At 71.3% G+C, this 18,034-nt stretch carries 16 protein-coding genes and 1 pseudogene; 9 read left to right on the top strand and 8 right to left on the bottom strand.

The annotated features are described in order from the left end of the window. Window positions 1-8: 8 nt before the first annotated feature. Complete coding sequence (locus OOK34_RS28385; RefSeq protein WP_267037011.1) at window positions 9-1,562, bottom strand: alpha/beta fold hydrolase; 1,554 nt, start codon at window positions 1,560-1,562, stop codon at window positions 9-11. A gap of 69 nt (window positions 1,563-1,631) precedes the next feature. Beyond that, a complete protein-coding gene (locus OOK34_RS28380) occupies window positions 1,632-3,200 on the bottom strand; it encodes an alpha/beta fold hydrolase (protein ID WP_267037010.1) in 1,569 nt (522 codons plus the stop codon). A gap of 394 nt (window positions 3,201-3,594) precedes the next feature. On the opposite strand from OOK34_RS28380, the gene OOK34_RS28375 reads away from it, so the two are divergent. Further along, window positions 3,595-4,050, top strand: a complete 456-nt coding sequence (locus tag OOK34_RS28375) for a hypothetical protein (protein ID WP_267037009.1) — start codon at window positions 3,595-3,597, stop codon at window positions 4,048-4,050. A gap of 203 nt (window positions 4,051-4,253) precedes the next feature. Here OOK34_RS28375 and OOK34_RS28370 read toward each other — a convergent pair whose 3' ends face one another. Together OOK34_RS28370 and OOK34_RS28365 are read right to left on the bottom strand one after the other, a co-directional pair. After that, the gene (locus tag OOK34_RS28370; protein ID WP_267037008.1) at window positions 4,254-4,973 is read right to left on the bottom strand and encodes an amidohydrolase family protein; all 720 of its coding nucleotides are present in this window, start codon (window positions 4,971-4,973) and stop codon (window positions 4,254-4,256) included. A 374-nt stretch (window positions 4,974-5,347) separates the two neighbouring features. Continuing rightward, on the bottom strand, window positions 5,348-5,605 hold the full coding sequence (locus OOK34_RS28365; RefSeq protein ID WP_267037007.1) for a DUF6225 family protein: 258 nt from the start codon (window positions 5,603-5,605) through the stop codon (window positions 5,348-5,350). 232 nt (window positions 5,606-5,837) lie between these two features. On the opposite strand from OOK34_RS28365, the gene OOK34_RS28360 reads away from it, so the two are divergent. After that, on the top strand, window positions 5,838-6,893 hold the full coding sequence (locus OOK34_RS28360) for a hypothetical protein (protein WP_267037006.1): 1,056 nt from the start codon (window positions 5,838-5,840) through the stop codon (window positions 6,891-6,893). Between the two features lie 311 nt (window positions 6,894-7,204). Then, a complete protein-coding gene (locus OOK34_RS28355) occupies window positions 7,205-7,999 on the top strand; it encodes a hypothetical protein (protein ID WP_267037005.1) in 795 nt (264 codons plus the stop codon). 155 nt (window positions 8,000-8,154) lie between these two features. On the opposite strand, the gene OOK34_RS28350 is transcribed toward OOK34_RS28355, so the two are convergent. Further along, window positions 8,155-8,385 (bottom strand): helix-turn-helix transcriptional regulator, encoded by a 231-nt coding sequence (locus OOK34_RS28350; protein WP_267037004.1) that lies wholly within the window; start codon window positions 8,383-8,385, stop codon window positions 8,155-8,157. Continuing rightward, window positions 8,385-8,870, bottom strand: a complete 486-nt coding sequence (locus OOK34_RS28345) for a DUF2975 domain-containing protein (protein WP_267037003.1) — start codon at window positions 8,868-8,870, stop codon at window positions 8,385-8,387. The genes OOK34_RS28350 and OOK34_RS28345 overlap by 1 nt, the downstream gene beginning before the upstream one ends. Window positions 8,871-9,563: 693 nt before the next feature. Between OOK34_RS28345 and OOK34_RS28340 the strand changes: the two genes are divergently transcribed. The 6 genes and pseudogenes from OOK34_RS28340 (at window position 9,564) to OOK34_RS28320 (ending at window position 15,919) form a co-directional block, all read left to right on the top strand. Continuing rightward, window positions 9,564-9,941 carry a hypothetical protein gene (locus OOK34_RS28340; RefSeq protein WP_267037002.1) on the top strand — a complete coding sequence of 126 codons (378 nt, stop codon included), beginning with the start codon at window positions 9,564-9,566 and terminating at the stop codon, window positions 9,939-9,941. A gap of 6 nt (window positions 9,942-9,947) precedes the next feature. Continuing rightward, window positions 9,948-10,811, top strand: coding sequence for a hypothetical protein (locus OOK34_RS28335; RefSeq protein ID WP_267037001.1), 864 nt, complete (start codon window positions 9,948-9,950; stop codon window positions 10,809-10,811). Next, a pseudogene (locus OOK34_RS35510) lies at window positions 10,808-11,308 on the top strand (ABC transporter ATP-binding protein); the annotation flags it as partial. The gene OOK34_RS28335 and the pseudogene OOK34_RS35510, both read left to right, overlap by 4 nt. Before the next feature lie 19 nt (window positions 11,309-11,327). Continuing rightward, window positions 11,328-11,696, top strand: a complete 369-nt coding sequence (locus OOK34_RS28330; RefSeq protein ID WP_267037000.1) for an ABC transporter permease — start codon at window positions 11,328-11,330, stop codon at window positions 11,694-11,696. A 708-nt stretch (window positions 11,697-12,404) separates the two neighbouring features. Next, on the top strand, window positions 12,405-14,960 hold the full coding sequence (locus OOK34_RS28325) for a molybdopterin-dependent oxidoreductase (protein WP_267036999.1): 2,556 nt from the start codon (window positions 12,405-12,407) through the stop codon (window positions 14,958-14,960). Next, the gene (locus OOK34_RS28320) at window positions 14,957-15,919 is read left to right on the top strand and encodes an FAD binding domain-containing protein (RefSeq protein WP_267036998.1); all 963 of its coding nucleotides are present in this window, start codon (window positions 14,957-14,959) and stop codon (window positions 15,917-15,919) included. The genes OOK34_RS28325 and OOK34_RS28320 overlap by 4 nt, the downstream gene beginning before the upstream one ends. A 249-nt stretch (window positions 15,920-16,168) precedes the next feature. Here OOK34_RS28320 and OOK34_RS28315 read toward each other — a convergent pair whose 3' ends face one another. Next, a complete protein-coding gene (locus OOK34_RS28315) occupies window positions 16,169-16,831 on the bottom strand; it encodes a response regulator transcription factor (RefSeq protein ID WP_267036997.1) in 663 nt (220 codons plus the stop codon). Further along, window positions 16,806-17,978 (bottom strand): sensor histidine kinase, encoded by a 1,173-nt coding sequence (locus OOK34_RS28310; RefSeq protein ID WP_267036996.1) that lies wholly within the window; start codon window positions 17,976-17,978, stop codon window positions 16,806-16,808. The genes OOK34_RS28315 and OOK34_RS28310 overlap by 26 nt, the downstream gene beginning before the upstream one ends. Window positions 17,979-18,034: the final 56 nt, after the last annotated feature.

Below are 18,034 nucleotides of genomic sequence, written 5' to 3'. Positions count from 1 at the left end.
ACCGGCGCTCAGGGGGCGATCTCGAATGTCGGGGGCTTGAGGTCCTTGAGGCAGTCGGTGTTCGGGGCCGTGGGGGTGTCGAAGAAGGAGACGGTGATGGATTGGGCGCACTTCGACGTGGCGAAGACCACGTGGGCTACGTAGGGGATCGTGACGACGGTGGCGCGGGGCAGGGTGCGGGCCACGTACGGGCCGTTGCCCGCCGCGGTCTGGGCGTCGAACCCGCCCGAGATGGCGAGGGTGGGGATGTCGCTCTTCGTGACGTCGCGGATGGAGCGGGGCGCCGCGGGAACGTTCCAGACGTCGCAGTCCGGGCGGAGGAAGGTGAGCAGCGGGGCCTGGGCCTGTACCGAGCGGGGGAAGGACGGGTAGGTTTCCTGGCCTGCCCGGAGTGCTTCGGCCTCGGTTTCGTACGGGGTCCACTCGCTGCAGAAGACGCCGTAGACGAGTCCGTGGGACAGCCGGCCGATGGCCTGGGGGCTGTACTTGCCGCCCGCCCACTGCTCGGCGATCCGCTGGGGTTTGCCGTTGGCCAGTTCGTCGAGGGCGCGGGGTACCAGGGGTGCCACGTGGGTGGCGGCGGTCATCCAGTTCACCAGGGCTCCGCCGTCCAGGACGACCTTCACCTGCTTCTGGCTGTCGGGGAGCGTGACCGTGGTGGTGACCGGTTTGGCCTCGAGCTCACGGACGAGCCGTTCGAAGGTGGCCGCCAGGTTCGGATAGCGGCGGTCGCAGTCGGGCTGCTCCGCGCAGGCCTTGAACAGGCCGTCGAAGCCCTGCTTGGCGGCGCTCCATGTCACGGCCGACCCGCCGGTGGACGGCGGCAGGATGCCGTCGATGCCGACCGACCGGATTCCGTCGGGGTGCAGGCGCATGTAGACGAGCGCGAGCTGGGTGCCGTAGGAGATGCCGAACACGTTCCACTCCTGGAGGCCCAGCGCGGTACGCAGGTCCGCGAGGTCGGCGGCGCTCTCGATGTCGTTGTAGGCGCTGAGGTCGGCCCCGCTCGCCGCCAGTTTCTCGCGGCAGGCCTTCGTGGCCTCGACGTGCTCGCGCTCGGTGGACGGCGCGTCGTAGACGAGGCCGGTCGCGCGCGCGTTGAACTCGTCGACGTCGCGGCAGGTGAGTGCCGGGTCGGCCGAGTACGTGCCGCGCTGGGACATGAAGATCACGTCACGGTCGCGGTTCAGGCCCCCGCCGATCGCCATCTTCGCCTCCCCGACCGCGTCGTCGCCGGGGCCGCCGGCGAGCCACACGATCGGGTCGGGCTTCGGTTCGGCGACCGCAGCCGCCACGATCGCGACACCGAGGGTGATCTTTCGGCTGTCTGGCTTCGTACGGTTCTCCGGCACGGTGAGCGTTCCGCAGCGAGCTCCTTCGAGCTCTGCGACCGGCTCCGGCGTCTTCGGGCAGGGGCCCGGTTCGAAGCGGGCGTCGCCCACGGTGCGGGCGACCGTGCCGGTCGCTCCTCCGGGCGTCGGAGCCTGCGCGCTCGTCGGCTCCTGTGCGCTCGCTGCTTCCTGAGCGCTCGCCGGCGCCGCGAGCAGACCGGTGAGGAGCATTCCGGTCGCCGCTGCGGCCGACCTGGCGCGCAACCGTCGTACGCGTGACCGTGCCATCATTCCTCCCGGTCACTTCGGGGTGATCGTGAACGGTTCCCACCCGAGCCCCGCCACGCAACCGGTGTCGGGCGCGGTCGGGCGGGTGAGGAAGGACGCCAGCACCTTCTGGGCGCAGGGCGACTGCGGGACCACCCAGTGCCCGATCCCGGGCACCTCCACGGTGGTCGAGCGGGACAGCGTACGGGCCGCCTTCTTCGCCCAGCTGGCCCCGGTCTTCATGTCGAACGTCCCGTTGAAGAAGAGCGTCGGCACCGAGCTGACGGTGGGAACCCGTTGGGCAGCGGCGCGGTCCGGGACGTTCCAGATACGGCAGATCGGGTCCTGGAAGGCCAGTTGAGGCGCCTGGGCCTGGACCGACTCCGGCCATTCGGGGAACGCTTCGCGGCCCGCCTTCAGCACGTCGGACGGCGGGTGGTCCGGCACCCATTCGCTGCACACCACCGACTGCGTCAGACCGTGGGCGGTCTCGCCGACCACCTGGACCGAACTCGCGGCGCGGGCCCGGGCGAAGCGCTCAGGACGTCCGCGGCCGAGTTCGTCGATCGCCGTCGGGACGTCGACGAACGGGATCGCCTTGGCGACCAGCAGGTTCAGCAGTGCGCCGCCGTCGAGGACGACCTTCACCGGGTCTCCGCCCTGCGGCGGCCGGACGTTCAGCGTCAGTGGCTGGGCCTCCAGCTTGCGCATCTGCTCGTTCAGGGTGCGCTCGAGGTCCGGGTACCGGCTCTTGCAGCGGGGCTCGGCCGCGCAGGCCTTGTAGAGGTTGTCGAGCCCCTCGCGGGCGTTGGCCCAGGCGAAGGGCAGGGAGACGAACTGTGCGGGGGCGATCGAGTCGAGCGCCACCGCGCGGATCCCCTGGGGGTGCAGGCGCAGGTAGGTCAGGGCCAGGTTGCTGCCGTAGGAGTGGCCGTAGACGTTCCACTGCTTGATGCCCAGTGCCGTGCGCAGATCGGCGAAGTCGGCCGCGTTCTCGGCGCTGTTGTAGGCGCTCAGGTCGGTCCCGTCGGATGCCAGGCGGTCCCGGCACTGCTTCACCGCGTCGAGCATGAGCCTTTCCGTCTGCGGTGCGTAGGACGGGAGCCCCACCGACCGGGCGTAGAAGCGGTCCAGCTCCGGGCAGGCGAGGTTGGGCTTGTCGTAGAGATTGCCGCGCTGGGCCATGACGATCAGTTCGCGATCCCGGTTCAGGCCGGAGGAGACCAGGAACGGGATGTCGTCGAACGTCTCGCCACCGGGGCCGCCCGACATGAACACCACGGGGTCCTGGGCGGGCTTCGCCGAGACGGGCGGGATGACCGCCGCGGCCAGCCGGATGGTCCGGCCGCCGGGACGGGCACGGTTCTCGGGGACCTCCAGGACACCGCACTGGGCGGTGGCCAGCGCTTCGATCGGTTCAGGCGTCCTGGGGCAGGGACCCGGCACGAACCGCGCCGCGGCAGCCGCGCCAGGCACGGTGGTACCGCTGGTACGGGTGTGCGGTGGTGCGGCGCCGCCCGCCGGTGTCGGACCGAGTGCTGTCAGGAGGGCCAGAGCGACCGCTGCTGCCGGCGCCCCGACGTGGAAGCTGTGCTCTGCCATGTGATCCCGTTCCTCTGCCGATCGACGGCTACCCCGCCGGGCGGTGCCGGGGCGGTGTGGGCGGAACGCACGTGCTCAACGCTACCGGGTGGTCCGAGGACGCGCACAACGACGGCAAGCCGCCACGGGCACGCGCGGCCCCCGGCGGGGCACCGGCGGGGCACCGGCCGGGGACAAGAACCCAGAGCAGGCGCCGCCCCGCCAGCCCACCCACCCCAGGCACGCGAGGCGGCGTATGACCGGCGTCCGAGGAGAAGCAGCAGCTCCCCATAGTCGATCTTGACGGTAGCCGTGGGTGTGAGAATGGGGACCTCTTCATACGCTGTCCCGGCGTGGCCATCGCCTGTGTCCCGGCCCTGGCCGTTCGGGGACGCCAGTTCGAGGCAGGAGCACTTTGACCACTACCAACCGCTGGCACCTGCAAGGCTCTGTTGGTCGCGCCTACTCCGGTGAGGAAGCTCGACAGCTGCTTCGACATCGGTGGGACTGGGCGAGCCATGAGACGTGGTTCGAGAATGACGCGGGGCGGCTCTTGGCCGTGGTCACCAACGGCGAACGCGCGATGGTCGTGTTGATGGCCGGGGAAGGCGACCCTGGTGAGCATCTCGTCGATCCGTGCGGCGAAGGTTCCTCTGGTGGCTATCTGCTCTCCAACGGGCAGGTCGACAGCTACGCCGACCGGGACACTGTTGCCTTCGACGTCGCCGGCCATGCCGTGGCGTACTTCGTCGAGCATGGCACCTGGCCCGCCGAGGTGACCGTTGAAGGCGCGCGGTGCAGACGGCAGCCGATGAGACTCTTTGGGGAATCATCGACGGCATCGAGATCCGGGTTCGGCGCCCGGCCGTAGGACGCAAGGACCGGGACAGGTTCATCTCCGAGCAAGAGCAAGCAGAACGTGGTCACGCCCGTAGCCGTCCGGGATGGCGACGGCTCGTTGCCCTTCTGCAGCCCGGCCAGGCCCGGTAGCTGCGCGGACATCACCCATGCCGCCAGTTGGGACCGGCCAAGCTCTTGGACGGCGGGCTGGCGGTCGGCGCGGGCAGGGGCGGCTCAGGTCTGGGTGAGCCGGGGGATGAGGAGTTCGGCGTTGCCGCGGTTGACGGCGGCGTGCAGTTGGCCGTCCTCCCAGTGGGGGTACTCGTCCAGTCCGGTGTCGAATCCGGTGCCCCACTCTTCGGGGAGCATGGGGAAGTCGCTGCCGTACAGGACGTGTCCGGGCGCGGCGAAGGCGAGGAGCGAGGGCAGGGCGGCCGGGCCGGCGGAGATGGCGGTGTCGAAGTAGAAGCGCCGCAGCTCGGTCAGGAGGCTCTCGGGGGTGGTGCCGGGGTGGAGGTGGGCGGCGATGGCGAAGCGGTGGGCGGCGTAGGGCAGGAAGCCGCCCGCGTGGGGCAGGATCACCTTGATGCGGGGGTAACGGCTCGGAACACCGTTCAGGGCCATGTGCAGGGCGGTGCGGGCGGTGTCGTACGGGAAGTCCACCATGGCGAAGTGGCCGAAGCGGTCGGGCCGGTCTTTGACCAGCTCGGCGGTGTACTCGTTCACGCTCCGGGCTCCTGCGCGGGCTCCGGCGGGGTCGTCCGGGGCGGCGAGCGGGGCAGGGTAGGACAGGACGCCGGTGGCGATCGAGCGGCGGTCCATCATCGCGATCGCGCTCGGCTTGTCCCACGCGGGCGCGGGCCAGCCGAGGGCCGTGGCTCGGTCGGCCATCGCGCGGCTGCGCTCCGGGGGGATCAGGTGCTGGTGGACGTCGACGCGTGCGGGGTCCGTCATGCCTGCGCGAGCCTCCTGGAATGCGGGATGCCGGCTGCGGCGGGGCAGCCGGTCCCATGAGAAGGGGTGGCGGGGGCGGAGGGAGCGGCCCCGCCCGGGACGCGGGGGTGACGGGCCGGAAGATCAGCCGAATGGCAGAACGGTCCGGACCCTTTGCTGAACGCGGGCAGGGGAGGGGCGTGGTGGGGCGGTGACGGCCGGCCGGCCGACAGCGCCAAGTCGGGGGGCGTTGGGGGAGGTGCGTCGGCGGGTACGGCTCTTGCCGGATGCGGGCTGGAGCGCGGACTGGGCCAGGTGCGACAGCGTGGGCAGGGCCTGCCAGTTCGGCGCGGAGTCCTCAGCCGAAGGTGCGGCACGCCGCAGGCACGCCGGCGTCAGTCGGTGTCGAGGTAGTAGGCGCCGGCCCGCGCGTCCGCGAAGAGGGTGAACCGCACCTCCGCCGCACCGGATGCGCTGACGTCCATCTCGACCGGCTCCGCCTCGACGAGGACGTACTCGCCGTACCCCTCGAAGTCCCCGGGCCCGTCCGCGACGCCGATGTGGATCGGCGTCTCATCAGGCAGGTCTGCCAGAGCTTCGCGCAGTCGCGCAGCGGTCCACACGTGCGGAATGTGCTCGAACATCTCAGCCATGCGCAGAGGCTAGAGCCTCCGACCCCGGGCTCCTGGCACGCCGCGCCGGACACCCGGGGCCGCAGCGGCCACACGAGGCACCAGCACGAGGCGGTGCGCCCGCCCATGACCGACGCCGTCCACCGGTGCTGGGAGGCTGGCGGCGGGAGCAGGGGAGCAGGGGAGCTGCCCGGTGCCGACTGTGCGTGGATCGCTACGCCCATTGTCGGAGGCTGCTGGCAGCATCGCCGCTATGAGCCTCATCCGTACCACCCCGCCCCGGCCGCTCGACGTCACCGCGGTCTTTCCTCAGCTGGCTCCGCTGGCACGCACGGCGACCCGGCTGCATCCCCGCCGCGGGGCTCCGTCACCACATGACAGTTCGGTCGGCGGACCGCTGCTGTGGCCTGCCGACCAGCCGTGGCCGTACTGCGACTTCCCGCACCTGGACGGGGGCTTCTCCCTGGATGTGGTGCGGCTGGAGCAGCGCATCCGGGCGGGAACGGAGACGAACCCGTACCGCGCGCCCGGCGTCTCCCCGTACACGCCGCAGGAGGAGCAAGCGGCCTGGGAGCAGATCGACTTCGACCTCCCGTTGCCCGACGGCCCGGTCCCCATGCTGCCCTTGGCCCAGTTGTACGTGCGTGACGTTCCCCTGCTGCGCCCGCCCGGGCAGGCCGGGGCCGATCTGCTCCAGGTGCTGTGGTGCCCCTTCGACCACCCTCCGGAGACGTACATGCCCAGAACCGCTCTGTTCTGGCGGTCCGCAGCCGCTGTCACCGAGATCCTCACCTCACCCCCGGAACCGCCCGTGGCGGAGTTCGAGGAGTACGTGCCGGAGCCGTGCGTGCTCGCGCCGGAGCAGGTCACCGAGTACCCGAACCCCATGGAGCTGAGCAAGGAACTGCGAGAGCCGCTCGGGAATTGGAGCACGTGGCAGGCGGCCGACACTGGGGTGGACAGCTACTATGCCCCCTGCCCGGAGGAGTTCTACCGCAACGAGCTGTCCGTCGCACCCGGCTGGAAGGTCGGCGGCTGGCCTTCCTGGGGCTACACCGACCCCGTCCCCCGGCTCTGCCCCGCCTGCGACACCGAGATGGACCCGCTGCTGACCATCGACACGTTCGAATGGGACAGCAGCAACCGCAGCTGGATCCCGTACGAGGACCAGGCCGCTGCCTCCCCCACCGACCACCGCTACCGCGACCTGAGGCAACCGACCGCGGTCCAGATCGGCAGCGGCTACAAACAGCAGATCTACATCTGCCCGGCGGCGCCGGAGCATCCCCACACCGAGTTGATGCAGTAGCCGGCCGAACGACAACCGACCGCACGAAGATCGCCCCCGAGTGCCGTCCGAGACGGCCGGGAGGGGCTGCGGCGCCCGGCTGCCGGCGGCCGGCTGGTGAACCGGACGATGTCCTCAGGGGTACGACCCCGCATCCGGTCCCTCGTTGAGCGGCGCTCATCGGCGGCCGGGCGCCGGTCTTCACCACGGCCCGCCCTCCCGCTTCCGGCCAACCGGCGCGCACACTCCAAGCACGGGTCGGCGCACCAACGGAGCAGAAGCCCTTGCGGAGGGCTGTGTTCAACGCGCCGACTGCGGAAAGGAGCACTCTGATGTACGCGATCCCACGGCGCCGTGGCCTGGCCTGGCTGGCAACCGTGTCGCTCATGTCCTTCGGGATGGTCGGCATGTCGGCCACCACCGCGTCTGCCCTGCCCTTGCAGTGCACAGGGACGGAAACCAACGGCGTCGACAACATCACCTGCCCGTTCCTGCTGCCCGGACAGACCATCAACAGTCTCGGCGGCAACGACACCATCACCATCCTGCTCAACGCCGGTGGCACCGTGAACAGCGGGGGCGGCAACGACACGGTCACAGCAACCACCCTGGACGGTGCGGCCGATTTCAACACCGGGAGCGGCGACGACATCGTTCGGATCCTCGGCAACCACGATGGCACCTCGATCAGCACCGCCGGCGGCGACGACCTCGTCGAGATCACCGGCAACAACTCCGGCCTCGTCGACACCGGCGCCAACGCCGACCGGTTCATCGTTCACGGCTCGGTGCTCGCCGACCAGGCGTTCCTCGGCTCCGGCGACGACTTCGCCAACATCAACATCCTCACCGCGAGCGACGGCATCTCCGGCGGCAGCCTCCACGGCGGTGACGGCACCGACACCCTGACGGTCGCCGTCTGCACCCTCAGCACCGTGGCGGGCGAGGACGGCGCCGACACCATCGACATCACCGACGCCAATGCCTGTACGGTCCTGGGCGGCGCCGGCAACGACAGCATCCACGAAGGCGCGGAAGCCACCGGCACCGTGGACGGCGGCCCCGGCAACGACACCTGCCAGGAGGACATCCCCTTCCTCGGCACCGAAACGAACTGCGAGATCTGACGCCCTCACAAGGGCGGCTTCCGGCATTGCCGGGAGAGACTACGGCGAAGCCCTGGCTGCCCGCCCAATGACGAACCCCCGTCCTTCCGTGCTGGAAGGGCGGGGGTTCGCTGTGGGGAGGGGTGTCAGGCATTTTCACGCCCGCCCTGGGCGCGTCATCCGCCCGCGGCGTCCTCGGTTTCCTCGGCTTCCCAGCGCAGCAGGTCGCCCGGCTGGCATTGGAGCACCTCGCAGAGCGCGGCGAGCGTCGCGAAGCGCACCGCCTTGGCGCGGCCGTTCTTGAGTACCGCCAGGTTGGCGGGAGTGATCCCCACGCGGTCCGCGAGCTCGCCCACGGACATCTTCCGCCTGGCCAGCATCACGTCGATGTCGACGGCGATCGGCATCAGATCACCTCGTCCAACTCGGCCTGCATGTGCGCCGCTTCGACGTCACGCGCGACGGCCTGGGCGAGCAGCATCCGCAGCACGAGCACGATGAGCGCGACCCCCAGGATGGCCACGCCAACCCCGCCCATGATGACGGTGACGCCCGGGTCCTCCCGCTGGCCCGGCGCATTGACGGCCGTGACCGCGAACCAGACGAGGGCAGCCGCCACGATCGCGCCGATCACGCCGTCCACGTACCGGAAGGCGGCATGGGAGAACACGGTTCCGCGTCGCACCATCGTCACCAGCCGCCATACGCAGACCAGGGCGACCTGGACCGACACCATGCCCAGGATCGTGATCACGCGAAGCGGGGTCAGCGGGAGCGAACCGTCCTCCGGGTCGGTGGCCAACGCCCACACCATCAATGCCTGCACGAACACGGTGCCGGCGAGCACCACCACCAGCACGACGCGCAGCGCACCTACCGTCAGCTTTCCCACGACCCATCCCTCCATCGAGTTACGATGTGAATCTATCGAATCTCGATAGGCATGGCAAGGGTCGGGGCGGAGGGCGGGTGGCGGATTCGCATCATGGCGGGACGTCGCCGCCTCCCATGGCATGGGGGTTGCGCGAACCGTCTTGATCTTGTCGAAGCCGGCTAAACGGCTACCAAAGTTGATCAACGAGTACGCGATGGTTAATTAGATCCACCGTACGATCTTCTTGATGTCTGATGCACCGTCGGATGTCATCTCCTCATTCCGTCCCGGTCGATGCATGGTGGCGACAGAGTTCGCCTTAAGTCTCTAGCTGTCGATGAATCGCCGATTTACCGAAGGGTGGATACGTGCAACGCGGGTGTAAGTATCTGTTTGGTGTGCCCATGGGGGCCGCTGGCGGTGGCGACATCGCTCTGGATCTCACCGAGTTCATCGGCGGAAAGACCTTGCGCATGGGATTGCGTAAGGAGGACGGTACCCAGTGGGGCGACAACCACTGGAGTGGAACTCTCACCCACTGAGACGTTCCGCCCCTGTGACATCTGGTGCCCCCGCCGTCGCGGTGGGGCAAGTATGTGGAGTCTTTCGGTGAAATCACGCTGTGCGCTCAGTGTTGCCCTGGTCATTTTCCTGGCCGGCGGAACTGCTGTGGGGGTCCTGGCCTGGAGGGAATTCGGGGGAGTCGGAGCGATGTTCAAGGGGCACCATCAAATGGTTGCCGAATACGAAGCGGCGGCCGATCGACTGACTCTTCCCCCCGGCTCGTCGTGGGCGGGAGTCCCCAAGGCTGAACCGGACGCGGTATTCGAAACCGGCGTAGGCGTGAACACCGCCCAGATGCAGTGGCTGTGCAGCTGGGAAACCGAATGGATATCGCAGCGAGGGCGCGATGCCGACCGTGAGGAGCGGGCCCTCTCGCAGCTGATGGAATTCCCCTCCACGTCGTTCTACCAGAAGTTCCTCGACGACAACGGCCGCACCTTCTACGACGAGTACCTGACGAAAGCCCGACTCGGAGACCCCGAAGGGTTCCAGGAGGACATCTCGGCGAACTGTCAGGGCGGGTGAGGGTTCGTGCGCAGAAGCACCGCGTACGGAGCTGGGGCGACGGCATTGGCCGCGACCTGCGCAGTCGTCTACGCGTTGAGCGGATCGGCCCCCACCACGGGCGGCGGCACCGAGTTCCCTGCGGCCGCGAACGCGACGGTGACGGCCGCGAGGCATGACATCGCCAGCATCCTGAACCTGGACGCCGGCGTCGTTGCCCACCCGACGTTGCAGGCTGTTTCCCCCGTGGTCGGCACCATCGAAAGCACCGCCCGCAAGGGGGCGGTCCTGTCAGCCGGCGCCGCAGTCGCCGTCGTCCGCGACAGCTCCGGGCGCCGGCACGAGATCACCACCCCCGTGGCGGCAACGGTCACCGCCTTGCCCGCCGCGGCCGGCAGCAGTGTGCCGAAGCACCTGCCCGTGGTGACCCTGCAGGCAGCGGGCTTCGGCCTCCAAGGCGAGATCTCCGACGCGGCGCTCTACCGCTTCCAGGACATTCCCGCCCAGGCGGCCCAGACCTCGCGCGCGCAGATCGATAACGGGCCCGGTCCCTTCGGCTGCCCTCTCCTGGGCGGCCCCGCACCGGTGGAGGGAAAGATCGAGCTCCTATGCGGTGCCCCTGATTCCGTACAGCTTTTCCCGGGGCTGAAGGGACTCCTGGCTGTCACCACGGCCGAGCGCAAGCAGGTCGTTTCCCTCCCGCTCTCCGCCGTGGCGGGCGCCGCCCAGCACGGCAGGGTTTCCCTCCGGGGCGAGAACAGCGCGTTCACTGAACGCGACGTGGAACTGGGAATCACCAACGGGACACTCATCGAGGTGACCAAGGGACTCGAGCCCGGCGACGTGGTCAGCGCCAACCCGCCCAGTCTGCCCTCCCGCCCCGAGGGGTGATCCCCGTGCTCCGCCTCAACGGCATCAGCCGGTCCTTCGCCGCAGTACACGGCTCCGGCTCGCGCCCCGTCCATGTGCTCAAGGGCATCTCCCTGCAGATCCAGCCCGGTACCAGCAGCGCCATCCTCGGCCGCTCCGGCTCGGGCAAAAGCACCCTCATGGCCGTCCTCGGCCTGCTGGACCGCCCCGACTCCAGGGAGTACCTCATCAACGGCACCGACACCGCCACGCTCAGGGAACGCGAACTGGCCCACCTCCGCAGCGAAACCTTCGGCTTCGTCTACCAGCGCTTCTTCCTCATGAGTCACCTGACGGCCTTCCAGAACGTGGAGGCCGCCCTCCTCCACGGCACGCCCGTACGGCCCCGCAGGCGCGCCCGCCGCGTGATGAGAATCCTCGACCGCGTCGGCATGGCCGACCGGGCCCAGCACCGCCCCCACCAGCTCTCCGGCGGCGAGCAGCACAGAGTGGCCCTCGCGCGCGCACTCGTACGCCACCCCCGCGTGCTTCCTCGCGGTGGGCTCGGTCACCCTCGCGGTCGGCATCCTCGGCGTCCTCAACATCGGCCTGGCCACAGTGAAGGAACGAGCCGAGGAACTCGCCCTCCGCCGCTCGCTCGGCGCGACCGAGAGCGACATTGCCTATCTCGTCCTCGCCGAATCCGTACTGACCGGCCTGGCAGGGGCACTTCTGTCCACCGCCCTGGCCGTCGCGCTGTTCCACCCCATCACCGCGCTCGTGTCGGAGGACTCCGGCGCCGTGTCCTTCCCCGTCGGCGCAGCGGCCACCGGCATCGCCGCGGGTACCCTGGCCGGCCTCCTGGGCGGCATCACCCCCGCCATCCGCGCCAGCCGCCAGCCCCTGGCCGCCGTCATGCGCGCATGACACGCCCCGCGGACGTGATCGGCACGCCGCCCTCGGCGGCCCGGGCGAGGTCGCGCAGCACGGCTGGCTCGCCGAGCGGAGGCGGCCCGTCGGACGCTCAGCCCGCTCAAGCACCGCGGCAAGGCGGCAGCGATCACCCCGGACGACCTGCGGAAGATGAACACCGCCCCACGCGAGCAGACCGGTACGTACGTGTGCCCGAGCTGGCGCGGCTGCGGGACCGGGCGCTCAACACCCTGAAGTTCGCCGCCGCCGGGCGCAACGAGGAGATGTCCGAGCTCGACGACCCGCACATCCTGCCCGTCGACGAGGGCCTTCTAGTGCGCGTTCCGTCGGTGAAGGGCCGCCCAGCCCGGGACGTGCCGGTCACCTACGGCCAGCACCGCGATACCTGCCCGGTGCGCGCTGGAACGCCTGGCAGGAGGCCAAGATCGCCGCCGGGGCCGCCCCCGAGGACGCCGCCGCCACCGACGGGATCGGCCTGTGAGCTGATCGGATGGCAGTTCCGGGTCTTCCCGCGGCAGCGGCAGCGGCACCGGCAGGCTCCACGGCCGGCGGTAAGTGGGGGACAAGTGGAGGGGCAAGATCTGAAAGAGACGACCCCGCCGCGCGCGCCGAACTGCGCCGACCCCGGGAGCGGGATATCAAGGAGCGTGAAGGTGAGCGCGAGGCCGGCGGTCGCCACCCCACGGCTGAGGAGTACGTCTCGTGGAGTTCGAGGTCAATGGCGCCCCGCGCGCGGTGGACGTGGACGACGACCCGGCCGCCGTGGAGGTGGTGCGCGACCGGCTGGGTCTCACCGGCACCAAGCTGGTCTGCGCGGGCGGGGTGTGCGGGGCCTGCACCATCCAGGTCGACGGTGAACCCCGGGTGTCCTGCCTGACGCCCGCCGTCGTGCTGGCCGGCCGGCGGGTGACGACGGTGGAGGGCCTGGCCGGCCACCCGGTGACGCGCGCCTTCGCCGGCGAGGACGCCCTCCAGTGCGGCTACTGCACCCCGGGGTTCGTGGTCGAGGCGGCGGCGTTCTTCGACCGGTGGCGGGCCGGGCACGGCCGCACCCGCCCGGGGCGGGAGGAGATCGCGGAAGCCCTCTCCGGCCACCTGTGCCGCTGCGGGGCGTACGAACGGATCTTCAGCGCGGTGGCCGCGGCCTGCGCGGGCGACTACACGGCGCCGACCGATGGGGAGCCGGTCCCGCGCACCGAGGCCCCGGAGAAGATCGACGGATCGGCCCGGTACACCACGGACCTGCGCCCCGAAGGACTGCTGGAGGGGGTGATCATCCGCTCGCCGCACGCGCACGCCCACGTACGCTCCCTGGAAGCCGGAGACCTCCCGCTGGTGCCGCTGCTGCCTCCCGACGGCGTGGTGCGGTACGTCGGGCAGCCGGTGGCCGCGGTCGCCGCCCCGGACCGGGCCGCGGCGCGGGCGGCCGCAGCGCGGGTCGCGGTGGACTACGAGGTGCTTCCGGCAGCCCTGGACGTGGGCCAGGCCCGGACCGGCGAGGGCCCGTTGGTCTACGAGGACAAGGCGGCGCGCAAACGGGCGCCGGGGGCCGGCGAGACCCCCCAGCTGGTGCCCGCCCGCTGGCGCGGCAACCTGCGGGGCCCGTCCGCCATGAGCAAGCGCCCCGCCACCGCCGTACGCCGCATCACCGAGGCCCGGGCCCGGAACCCCGAGCGGGTGGTCGAGGGCGAGTTCACCACCGCCGCGCAGACCCACACCCCGCTCGAACCGCACGCCTGCCTGGCCCACTGGATCGACGGCACCCTCCACCTGGAGGTGTCCACACAGTCGGTGAAGCACACGGCCGAGCTCGCCGCCGAACGCTTCGGTGTGCCCGCCGACCGGGTGGTGGCGAGGGCCGTCCACGTGGGCGGCGGCTTCGGCTGCAAGATGGGGCTGACCTCCGATGTCGTCGCCGCGGTGGAGCTGGCCCGGCTGCACGACGCCCCGGTGCGGGTGGTGCTGGACCGGGACGAGGAGCTCACCGACGGCGGATACCGGCCCGGCACCCGGATCCGGCTGGCGATGGTCGCGGACGCGGCCGGTGATCTCAGCGCACTGGCCATCGACGCGGACAGCGACGGCGGGGTCTCGGTCGGCGGCACCGTGGCCGCACTGGCTCGGTTCATGTACGGCAAGGCCCCGCGCAGGCTCCGCGACTTCGACACGGTCACCCACCGGCCCCCGGGCGCTCCGTTCCGTGGCCCGGGCGGCCCCACCATGTGCTGGGCCCTGGAGCAGGCCGTCGACGAGATGGCCCACCGGCTCGGACAGGACCCGATCGCCCTGCGCCGCCGCTGGGACGGCAACCACAAGCGGCACGCCCTGTACGACTGGGCCGCCGCGCTTCCGGTCTGGTCCGCCACCCGCGGCGGCACCGGGCGGTTCCGTCGCGGCGTCGGCGTCGCGGCGGCCAACTGGCTGTACCTCCTCGACCCCGTCACCGAGGTCGAGCTCACCGTCGAGGACGGGGTCGTCGTCGCCCGCTGCGCAGTGCAGGACATGGGCACGGGCTCACGGACCGTCCTGCGCCGGGCCGTCGCCGAGGGGCTCGGCCTGCCGGAGGAGCGAGTACGCGCCGACGTCGGCCGGAGCGACGCCGCCCACGGCCCCACCTCCGGCGGCAGCCGCACCACGCCCTCCCTCGTGCCCGCCGCCGCGGACGCCGCCGCCCGGCTGCGCGACGCGCTCGGCGGCGGTGACCTCGCCGCCAAGCTGGGCATGGCGGACGGCGTACGGGTGACAGGCCGGCGCCCCCGCGACCACCGGGGCTTCGCGGTCCCCTTCACCCTGGGCGGTGTGGCGATCGGCCGCGGCTTCACCGGATCCGTGCAGGTCGCCGAGGTCGAGGTCGACACACGGCTCGGACGGATCCGCCCGCTGCGCGTGTGGAGCGGCATCTCCGCGGGCCGCATCCACCAGGACCGCCTCGCCCGGAGCCAGTGCGAGGGCGCCGTCGTCCAGGGCATCGGCTACGCCCTGTACGAGGAACGGCGCACCGACCCGGCCACCGGTCGGGTACTGACCGAGAACCTGGAGGACTACCGCATCCCCGGGATCGGCGACACCCCCGAGATCACCGTCCACTTCCATCAGGAGGGCTTCGAGCACGTCCCCGGCGGCGGTGTCGGCCTCGGCGAGATCGCCACCCTGCCCACCGCGGCGTGCCTGGCCAACGCGGTCCACGACGCGACCGGCTGGCGCCCGTACGACATGCCCATCCGCCCCGACCGGCTCCTGGAAGGACTGGGTACGTGAGCACCGAGCCCGCCCTCACCGACCTCTCTTCCGCCGTCCTCGCCAACGGCGGGGAGCTGCGCGCCGGCGGCACCGACACCACCGCCCGGCAGCGCAGCGGCGTCTCCACCGGGCCGTTCACCGACCTCGACGGCGCCGGCCACCTGCGCGGCACCACGCCGCTGCCCGGCGGGGGATTGCGGATCGGCGCCCTGACCACCCTCGCCGCGCTGGCCGCCGATCCGCAGGTACGCGCCGGCTGGCCGGCCCTCGCGCTGTCGGCCCGGTCCGCTGCCACTCCGCAGATCCGCGCCGCCGGCACCCTCGGCGGCAACCTGCTCCAACGCAACCGCTGCTGGTACTACCGCAATCCGCACGTCAGCTGCCTCCAGAAGGGCGGCACCGGCTGCCCCGCGCGCGAGGGCGACCACCACTTCGGCGTGGTCAGCGGAGACAGCCGCTGCATCACCCCGCACCCGTCCACCCTCGCGATGGCGCTGCTCACCTACGACGCCGAGGCCGAGATCCACGGCGAATCCCCGCGCGGCGTCGCCGACTTGTACGGGGACGGCGACCGGCTCTACCACGCCGACCACCTGCTGGCGCCGGACCGCATCCTCACCGCGGTCCGGCTGCCCGCGCCCCTGCCCGGCGAACGCGCCGCCTGCCACCGGGCCACCAGCCGGGCCCACGCCGAGTGGCCCCTGGTCGAGGCCACCGCCCGGCTCGCGCTCGACGGCGCCACCATCACGCACGCCGCCGTCGCGGCGGGCGGGGTGGCGCGCGTCCCTCTGCGGCTGCCGGAGGTGGAGGCCGCCCTGCTCGGCCGCGAGGCCACCCCGGGCGTCCTTGCCGCAGCGGCGGCGACGGTACTCGCCCGCTGCCGGCCACTGCCCCAGACCGGCTACAAGGCCACCCTGTTCCGCGACACCGTCCTCGAAGCCCTGGAACAGGCCACCGCCCCGGCCGCGGCCCGCTAGGGCGCGTATCGAGTCGTGATCAACGGGTGGTCCTGGTGAGGTCTTTGATCCAGATCATCGAGGCGTGCAGGTGGGGACTGGCGACGAGGTAGCTGTCGGGAGTCTTGTCGTATCGGGTGTCTCACCGTCCCAGTTCCGGCCTCCTGGTACGTCACGCTCTGGGGCGGGTGAGGCACGTGGAGCCGACGTGAGCCGACCGGTGCACTGATGTCCGGGCGGGGACTCATGGGACATGGCCCGGCACCCGGCTCAGGTTCCGGGGAGGATACGGCGCGTTTCGTAGGCCCACATCGCGATCTCGACCCGGTTGCGGGCGCCGAGTTTGGCCATCAGGCTGGCCAGATGCGTCTTCACCGTGCTGAGGCTGATGCGCAGTGCATCGGCGATCTCGGTGTTCGTCAGCCCGCGAGCGACGGCGAGGAGCACCTGCTCCTCGCGGGCGGTGACGGGGGAGACCGGCTGGGTCACGGGCCGGCCGGCGGGCAGGTCCGCGAATGCCTGGAGCAGACGGACGGTGACGCTGGGCGCGATGAGCGCCTCACCGTCGGACGCCGACCGTACGGCCTGCGCCAGAAGGTCCGGTCCCGTGTCCTTGAGGAGGAATCCGCGGGCGCCGGCACGCAGTGAGCCGTAGACGTACTCGTCGAGGTCGAACGTGGTGATGACGACCACGGCCAGCGGGTCGGCGACGCCCGGGCCGGCGACCAGCCGGGTCGCCTCGAGCCCGTCGAGTACGGGCATGCGAATATCGAACAGGCAGACGTCAGGGCGTAGTTCGCGGGCCAGACGTACCGCTTCCCGCCCGTCGGCGGCCTCGCCGACCACCTCGATGCCGGGCTGGGCGTTCAGTATGATCCGCAACCCGGTGCGGATGATCGTCTGGTCGTCAGCGACGAGGACGCGAATGGACACCGCTCTTGCTCCTCGCTCTCGGCAGTTCGGCTTCGACATGCCAGCCCCGGTCGGTACCCGGGCCGGCTAGTAGTGTGCCGCCGAGCAGGGTCGCGCGCTCGCGCAGTCCGGTAAGTCCGTATCCGTCGCGACCCCGGCCGGTACGCCGGCCGTTGTCGCGCACGCTCACCCGTACCGTGTGCCGTTCCGCGGCGACCCGAACGACGAGCTCGGTCGCGTCGACCGCATGGCGCAGCGCGTTGGTCACCGACTCCTGCACGATCCGGTAGACGGCCGCGTCCACGGCCGGGGGCAGCGCGTCCAGTTCGCCGTCGAGCCCCAGGTCGACCCTGAGGCGACCACCCGGGGTGCGCACCAGGCGCTCCAGATCCGCGACTCCGGCAGGGGGCGCCAGCTCGGCGCCGACCCCGCGGTCGCGCAGCGTGGCGACCATGGCGCGCATTTCCTCCAGCGTGCGCGCCCCTTCCTCCTCGACCCCCTCCAGCGCCTCGACGGCGGCGGACGGGTCGGTGCCCGCGAGCACCCGGCCCGCCTGGGCGATGATCACCATGGCCGACACGTGGTGGGCCACCGTGTCGTGCAGTTCCCGGGCGAGCTGCTCGCGCTCGCGGGAGCGCACCTGGTCCAACTGCCGCTCGCGAGCGGTCACCCGGAACCGCACGGCAGCCCCGACCACGCCGGGCAGCAGCAGGAAGACGAAGCCCCCGACCTTTTCGACGACCGGGGTCTCGTACGTGACGACACACAGCGCGCCGGCCGCGAGGATCACCGCGCCGCCCAGCACGATCTCGCGTCCCGATCCCCACCGGGTCAGCGCGTACACCAGCACGAGCACGACCGCGCCGGTGTCCAGGCCGAAGGGCTCGCGCCCTGCGGCGACGAGCGAGGCCACCGGAAGCAGGATCACCGAGCCGAACGCCAGCGTCACCATCGCCAGCGGGCGGGTCCGGCGCCACAGGGGCAGCAGGCACAGCCATACGGTGAACACCACCGCCACCGGCCGCCACACGACGTTCTCGCGCAGGGTGGCCTCCAGCGCCACACCGGCAAGGCCCGCGGCGAGCAGCGCCCAGTCCCGCCGCACCCGGGCGGGCGCGTCGGGCGGCCGGGGTTCGGTCCACAGGGTTCGCAGGTCGTCTCGGAGCACGGTTCTCAGCCTAGGGACCGCGGCGTGCCGCGCATCGGCCGAAAGGACGGGTCGTC

This window comes from Streptomyces sp. NBC_00091 (assembly GCF_026343185.1).
In the GTDB taxonomy this organism is placed as follows: domain Bacteria; phylum Actinomycetota; class Actinomycetes; order Streptomycetales; family Streptomycetaceae; genus Streptomyces.
Note: the sequence above shows the minus strand (reverse complement) of the source record. Positions and strands in the feature narration are given on the sequence as shown.

What these genes read in the sequence shown, in the direction of transcription:
- OOK34_RS28385 (WP_267037011.1), bottom strand. Translation starts at nt 1,562, where the DNA reads ATGCTCCTCACCGGTCTGCTCGCGGCGCCGGCGAGCGCTCAGGAAGCA.
- OOK34_RS28380 (WP_267037010.1), bottom strand. Translation starts at nt 3,200, where the DNA reads ATGGCAGAGCACAGCTTCCACGTCGGGGCGCCGGCAGCAGCGGTCGCT.
- OOK34_RS28370 (WP_267037008.1), bottom strand. Translation starts at nt 4,973, where the DNA reads ATGACGGACCCCGCACGCGTCGACGTCCACCAGCACCTGATCCCCCCG.
- OOK34_RS28365 (WP_267037007.1), bottom strand. Translation starts at nt 5,605, where the DNA reads ATGGCTGAGATGTTCGAGCACATTCCGCACGTGTGGACCGCTGCGCGA.
- OOK34_RS28360 (WP_267037006.1), top strand. Translation starts at nt 5,838, where the DNA reads ATGAGCCTCATCCGTACCACCCCGCCCCGGCCGCTCGACGTCACCGCG.
- OOK34_RS28355 (WP_267037005.1), top strand. Translation starts at nt 7,205, where the DNA reads ATGTACGCGATCCCACGGCGCCGTGGCCTGGCCTGGCTGGCAACCGTG.
- OOK34_RS28350 (WP_267037004.1), bottom strand. Translation starts at nt 8,385, where the DNA reads ATGCCGATCGCCGTCGACATCGACGTGATGCTGGCCAGGCGGAAGATG.
- OOK34_RS28340 (WP_267037002.1), top strand. Translation starts at nt 9,564, where the DNA reads ATGTTCAAGGGGCACCATCAAATGGTTGCCGAATACGAAGCGGCGGCC.